Consider the following 5,743-nt stretch of genomic DNA (forward strand, 5'->3'; position numbering starts at 1 on the left):
TGGGTCGGTAAGAACGGCACGGAGGTGCGCTACGAGCGCATAGATGGCCGCTACGATGTCACGCCAGATCGCTCGCTCTATCTGGCGGGCAATAAAGTCCATGCCTGGTACGCCACCATTCGTCAGCCCGTCGCCGCCCATACCGTCGCCTCCCTCACCTACGATGTCTTTGATCCCACCAGCCAGACCGTCGCGGGCCTCACTTCAGGAGAATACCGGCGCAAAACTATCCAGGGAGGTGTCTTGCATCAACTTGCTCCTGGAACCCGCCTGCGCCTTTGGTATGTCCAGGGCCTCACCCCCTACGATCCATCGGCGGCTGTGGGCACAGCGGCACGAAAGAAACTCGGCCAGGTCATCGGTGAGATCCAAGTCGAGTACTAAAGAAATACTTCTTAAACGAAGCTTAATCATGTATTAAAGTGGGCTTAAATTAAGCCCACTGAAAAACACTTATCATAAATCTAGCTATGCGAAACTTTAAATTTTCACTCACACTTCTACCGCTTGCGTTGGCGGCAACCGCGCAAGCCCAAATATCCGGAGCAGGCGCAACGTTCCCGGAGCTTCTCTACAACAACTGGGCAAAAGAGTACAAAGCCTCAGGTGGAGCCGCCGTCAACTACCAGGGAATCGGCTCCGGAGGCGGCATCAAGGCCATCACCGCAAAGACCGTTGATTTTGGTGCCTCGGATAGCCCCATGAACGCCGAAGAGCGCCAGGGAGCTCCCAAGATCCTGCACCTTCCCATGTGCGCAGGTGCCGTCGCCGTGGCCTACAATGCCCCGGGGGTTCCCAATGGCCTGAAGCTCACAGGAGCCGTGATCGCGGATATCTTTCTGCATAAGATCACTGCTTGGAACGATCCACGTATTGGAGGATTGAACCCAGGCATGAAGCTTCCTACAAACCGGATTGTTACTATCAGCCGCTCTGATAGCTCGGGGACCACGGCGATCTTCACCAACTACTTAGCCAAAGTCAGCCCCGCGTTTAAGGCCGGAATTGGCGAGGGGAAATCCGTCAACTGGACGAAGGGTGGGCTTGCAGGAAAGGGCAGCCCGGGCGTCGCCGCATTTATTAAGCAGACTCCCGGAGCAATCGGTTATGTTGAGCTTGCGTTTGCCGATAAGAACGCCATCACGTATGCCCATGTCCAGAATGCGAAGAAAAACTTCTCCTCGCCCACACTGGCAAGTACTTCGGCAGCGGCGGCTGGGGTTAAGCTTCCTGCTGATTTCTGCGCAATGGCAACCAATACCAGCGATCCCACTGGCTATCCGATCACGGGCTTCACCTGGATTCTGGTCTACCCCGATGCAAAGCCCGAAGTCAAGAAATTTCTTCGCTGGTGCCTGACCACAGGCCAGAAATCAGCAGCAAAGTCCGACTATGCCCCGCTCCCAGCAGGTGTTCAGAGCCGTGTTCTGGACGCACTGAAGAAAATCGGAGGTTAGGCCCTCGTGGCCCTAACCCTCACCACAGGTAAGAGTCGCCCAGGAGACAAGATCTACCTGGGCGTGCTGGGCTTTTCAGCTCTGGTGCTCTTTCTGCTCATCGTTGCGATTGCCACCACGCTGGCTTGGCAATCCCGACTGAGCCTTCAGGCGACGGGTTTTAAGTTTGTTACGCTCTCCGTGTGGGATGATGCGGCGGGTGTCTACGGTATCTGGCCCTTTCTGTTTGGGACGCTCTACTCCTCACTGATTGCCTTGCTTCTGGCGGTTCCTATCAGCCTCGGTGCGGCGATCTTTCTGGCCGAGCTCTGCCCCAAGTGGCTACGCACCCCGATTACGTTTCTCATCGAGCTACTCGCCGCGATTCCCTCGGTGGTCTACGGTCTCTGGGGAATCTTTGTACTCACCCCGTTTCTGCGTGACAAACTCATGACGCCTCTTGCGGGGAAAAATATTCCACTTTTCTCAGGTGCTGGCTACGGCCCCTCGATGCTCACGGCGGGCGTGATTCTGGCGATCATGATCCTGCCCTTTATTACTGCTGTCAGCCGCGATATTCTCCAGGCGATCCCCAAAGCCCAGCGCGAAGCATCGTACGGGCTGGGAGGAACCAAGTGGGAAACCATCTCCAAAGTTGTGCTACCCTACTCGCGCTCGGGAATCATTGGGGCAGTGATGCTCGGTCTGGGGCGTGCGTTTGGGGAGACGATGGCAGTCACGATGGTCATTGGCAATCAGCCCGCCCAAACAGACTCGGGGATTAGCCTCAATCTCTTTGAGCCTGGCTACACGATGTCCAGTGCACTGGCCAATAAGTTCAATGAGGCACAGCCAGGGCTCAGCACCTCAGCACTGATCGAGATCGGCCTAGTGCTCTTTCTTGTCGCGGTTCTTATTAATACACTTGCCCGTATCCTTGTGCGCTACACCGGAAAGAGCGTGAACAAATGAGCCTCTACGCCGCCGACAGCCGAGTAAAGCTACGCCGTGCCCAGAGTCTTACCATGCTCACGCTCTGTAGCCTCGGTGCGCTAGTGGGCATTGCAGTGCTGGGGTTAGTGCTCTACTTTCTCGCCGTGCGAGGGCTCAGCCATCTGAACCTCACACTCTTTACTGTAGCGTCGGGGGATGGCGACGGCTTTGCGCAGAGCGTTCGTGGGACACTACAAATTCTCGGAGTCGCCTGCACCATTGCGGTGCCCATTGGTATCCTAGGCGGCATCTATCAGCAAGAATCCAAAGGGAAGTTCGCCCATACTGTCCGCTTTCTCACCGACGTCCTCAACGGCATTCCCTCAATTGTGATCGGTATCTTTGTCTATGCTGCGCTGGTGTTGCCAATCTCGCAGGCCTATCCTGGAAAGGGCTACAGCGGCTGGGCGGGTGGGGTCGCGCTGGCGATCATGATGCTCCCACTGATCATGCGCACTACAGAGGAAATGCTACGCTTAGTCCCGAGTGCCCTCGCCGAAGCCTCACTCGGCTTGGGGGCAACGCGCTGGCGGACAATGCTCTCGGTGGTTCTCCCGGCGGCTCGGGGCGGTATTCTCACCGGAATGCTACTTGCCGTCGCGCGTGTGGCAGGTGAGACCGCACCGCTGATCTTTACCATCTTAGGCAATGAATTTATGGGAAAGATGGACGGCCAGGTGGATGCACTTCCGCTACGCCTCTTTAAGTACGCCACCGATGTAGACGAGAAGCACAACCAGATCGCGTGGGCTGCTGCACTAACCCTGATCATGATGGTGCTCTTAATGAGTATAGTCGCTCGCCTCGCAACTCGAAGTCGTGTGCAAGAAGACAAGTAAAAATGAAGATGAACGTAAATAATAACAAAGATGAGGAGATTTACCCAAGCGTTATCGCCTCCATTGATTCTCATGATCTGCCGGATGCTCCTATGGATATCTGTATCGCCGCGCAGAACATTGATTTTCACTACGGCAGCTTTCAGGCACTGAAGGGGATCACACTTCCCATCGCCCGCAAGAGTGTCACGGCATTTATCGGACCATCTGGCTGTGGCAAATCCACTTTTCTACGGACGATCAACCGTATGAATGACCTCATTGATGGCACGCGCCTCACGGGGAAATTAACTCTAGATGGTGAGGATCTCTACGATCCGCGTGTGGATGTGGTGCTCCTGCGTAAGAAAGTCGGGATGGTTTTCCAGAAACCCAACCCGTTCCCGATGAGTATCTACGACAATGTGGCGTATGGGCCAAGGATTCACGGCATGCGCAGCCGTAAAGATCTAGATGCGCTGGTGGAGAAATGCCTGCACCAGTCGGCGCTCTGGGACGAAGTCAAGGACAAGCTCAAGCAGTCCGCGCTCGCCCTCTCCGGTGGCCAGCAGCAGCGGCTCTGTATCGCCCGTGCACTCGCCGTCGCTCCTGAAGTCTTGCTCATGGATGAGCCCTGCTCCGCACTCGATCCTAACTCCACCTACCGGATCGAGCTGCTCATTAATGAGTTGCGAAAAGACTACACTATTGTGATAGTCACACACAACATGCAGCAGGCTGCTCGTGTCTCCGAGTATGCGGGATTCTTCCTCAAAGGCGAGCTCAAAGAGTTCACGACAACCCAAAAGATCTTTAGCACACCAAGTCAGAAAGAGACAGACGACTACATCAACGGTCGCTTTGGCTAGTTCTTACTATCATCAGTGAAACGAAACTCTTCGAAGTAGACTTCGCCCGATTCGACCAGCTCTCGAAAGTGCCGCTGACTTTTCGAGAGCTGGCTTCTATTGGTTTTAAACTCCACAAAGACTATTTTGTCGTCTTCAAACTGGACACCATCAATGGGTGTCCCTAGAAAGCGGAACCTTTGAGGGTCGTAGGGGTACTGATTCATGAGGGGAAACCACTGCTCCGTGATCCGTCCGTAGGTAGTGGAGAGCGAGCGCTGCTGGAAATCTGCCGCGTCAAGTTGCTCAGAGAGCTGGCGAACGCGCCGGGCAAGAACAACCACAATCAAAAATAAGAGGCCGCAGGTCGCGGTCAGCACGAGGGTTAGGTTCACCCTCCTGCTATAACGTTTCGCGGGGGGCGCGTTGTACTTAAGTAGGCTCCCCAAACGGTAAAGGGAAGTGTGTAGTTGCTTTCATCGGAGAGCTTATGGATCAGGATCTCGGAGGCATCTTCGGCATCCAGGGAGTGCCACGGGCGCAGCGTCCCGAGGCGAGTGGAGGTGTCGGGTTTGACAGACGTCAGAGGAGTGGTAAGCATACCCGTACGTACCTCAACTCCATGCCTTGCCTCAAGATAGGAGCGGAACAGATGAAACTCTTCTTCGCGGAATAGCTCATTGACAAGCCGCTCGGCACGCGCACAGGCAACTTCGGTGAGCCCACGATAGCCTAAAATAAGCTTTGTGTAGTCTCCGATAGGTTCGGAACGCTCTGGGATAAACCAGTGAAAAGTGATCTTTCCCCGCCCTGGACCAACCAGGGCGGGTAAGACACTATACGGAAGGTAAAGCTTACGGTCCGATGCACTCGTTCCCGTAGCCGCACCAGGTGGAATTGGAACGGGAGCTGGCATAGTAAAACCGGAACTACCGGCGACCTTTCCGTGCGCTCTTGTAGCGCGATGTTCCCTTATCACGGCGTGGCGCAGGGCCACCCTCCGTGGAGGGAGTTTGTGGACGAGAAAGTTGCGACATCAAATCGACTGCCTTCCCACAACGGGAGCAGAAATAGGCGTTGCGACTGATTGCCGACGGCGGAATGCTTGAGCGAAAATCACAAGCCGGACAGACGACTATAATTTCACGTCGCCCACCCAGGAAGGGTGGGTTACTCAAAACTAGTACCGCCCGCCGCGCCCACCGCCGCCACCGCCGTAACCACCACCGCCGCCGCCACCAGAGCGACCACCACCACCGCCACCGCCACCGCTTCGCTCTTCACGAGGACGCGCCTCGTTGACAGTCAGGTTGCGACCACCAAGGGAGTAACCATTGAAGCGGGAAATCGCATCACGTGCCTCGGCATCGTTAGGCATTTCGACAAAGGCAAAGCCCTTGCTCTCATTGGTGAAGCGATCCTGAACGACATGAGCGTCGCTGACGGCACCTGCCTGCTCGAAGAGAGAACGCAGGCTATCGCCGGTGGCACTATAGGGGAGGCCCCCCACAAAAATACGCATAACACAGTCTCCTGTTGACCCTGGGAAAAATCGTGCAGCACGGGAGCGAACAGAAGAGCAGAGGGAGCAAGAAGCAGACGATCCACTTGAGCTGTCAGTTCAGATACCAGTGAGAGTAGGTCACCT

The 5,743-nt window shown here is 55.6% G+C and carries 8 protein-coding genes; 5 read left to right on the plus strand and 3 right to left on the minus strand.

The window, feature by feature from the left end; translation table 11 throughout:
- The 5 genes from ACH2EH_RS05575 to pstB all read left to right on the plus strand — a co-directional run.
- Positions 1-384, plus strand: a 384-nt coding sequence (locus tag ACH2EH_RS05575) for a hypothetical protein (protein WP_395139732.1), incomplete at its 5' end; no start/stop codon positions are given.
- Positions 385-470: 86 nt separating this feature from the next.
- Complete coding sequence (gene pstS / locus ACH2EH_RS05580; protein WP_395139734.1) at positions 471-1,457, plus strand: phosphate ABC transporter substrate-binding protein PstS; 987 nt, start codon at positions 471-473, stop codon at positions 1,455-1,457.
- Between the two features lie 6 nt (positions 1,458-1,463).
- Positions 1,464-2,408 (plus strand): phosphate ABC transporter permease subunit PstC, encoded by a 945-nt coding sequence (gene pstC / locus ACH2EH_RS05585; RefSeq protein ID WP_395139735.1) that lies wholly within the window; start codon positions 1,464-1,466, stop codon positions 2,406-2,408.
- Positions 2,405-3,268, plus strand: coding sequence for a phosphate ABC transporter permease PstA (gene pstA, locus ACH2EH_RS05590; RefSeq protein WP_395139737.1), 864 nt, complete (start codon positions 2,405-2,407; stop codon positions 3,266-3,268). Before pstC ends, pstA begins: the two co-directional genes overlap by 4 nt.
- A gap of 92 nt (positions 3,269-3,360) precedes the next feature.
- Positions 3,361-4,116: a phosphate ABC transporter ATP-binding protein PstB gene (gene pstB, locus ACH2EH_RS05595; protein ID WP_395139745.1), complete on the plus strand. Its 756-nt coding sequence runs from the start codon at positions 3,361-3,363 to the stop codon at positions 4,114-4,116.
- On the opposite strand, the gene ACH2EH_RS05600 is transcribed toward pstB, so the two are convergent.
- The 3 genes from ACH2EH_RS05600 to ACH2EH_RS05610 form a co-directional block, all read right to left on the minus strand.
- Positions 4,113-4,490, minus strand: a complete 378-nt coding sequence (locus ACH2EH_RS05600) for a Holliday junction resolvase-like protein (protein ID WP_395139739.1) — start codon at positions 4,488-4,490, stop codon at positions 4,113-4,115. The genes pstB and ACH2EH_RS05600 overlap by 4 nt on opposite strands.
- Positions 4,487-5,011 carry a hypothetical protein gene (locus ACH2EH_RS05605; protein ID WP_395139741.1) on the minus strand — a complete coding sequence of 175 codons (525 nt, stop codon included), beginning with the start codon at positions 5,009-5,011 and terminating at the stop codon, positions 4,487-4,489. Before ACH2EH_RS05605 ends, ACH2EH_RS05600 begins: the two co-directional genes overlap by 4 nt.
- 264 nt (positions 5,012-5,275) lie before the next feature.
- Positions 5,276-5,617 (minus strand): RNA recognition motif domain-containing protein, encoded by a 342-nt coding sequence (locus ACH2EH_RS05610; protein ID WP_395139743.1) that lies wholly within the window; start codon positions 5,615-5,617, stop codon positions 5,276-5,278.
- Positions 5,618-5,743: the final 126 nt, after the last annotated feature.

Source organism: Armatimonas sp., assembly GCF_043760365.1.
Lineage (GTDB): Bacteria > Armatimonadota > Armatimonadia > Armatimonadales > Armatimonadaceae > Armatimonas.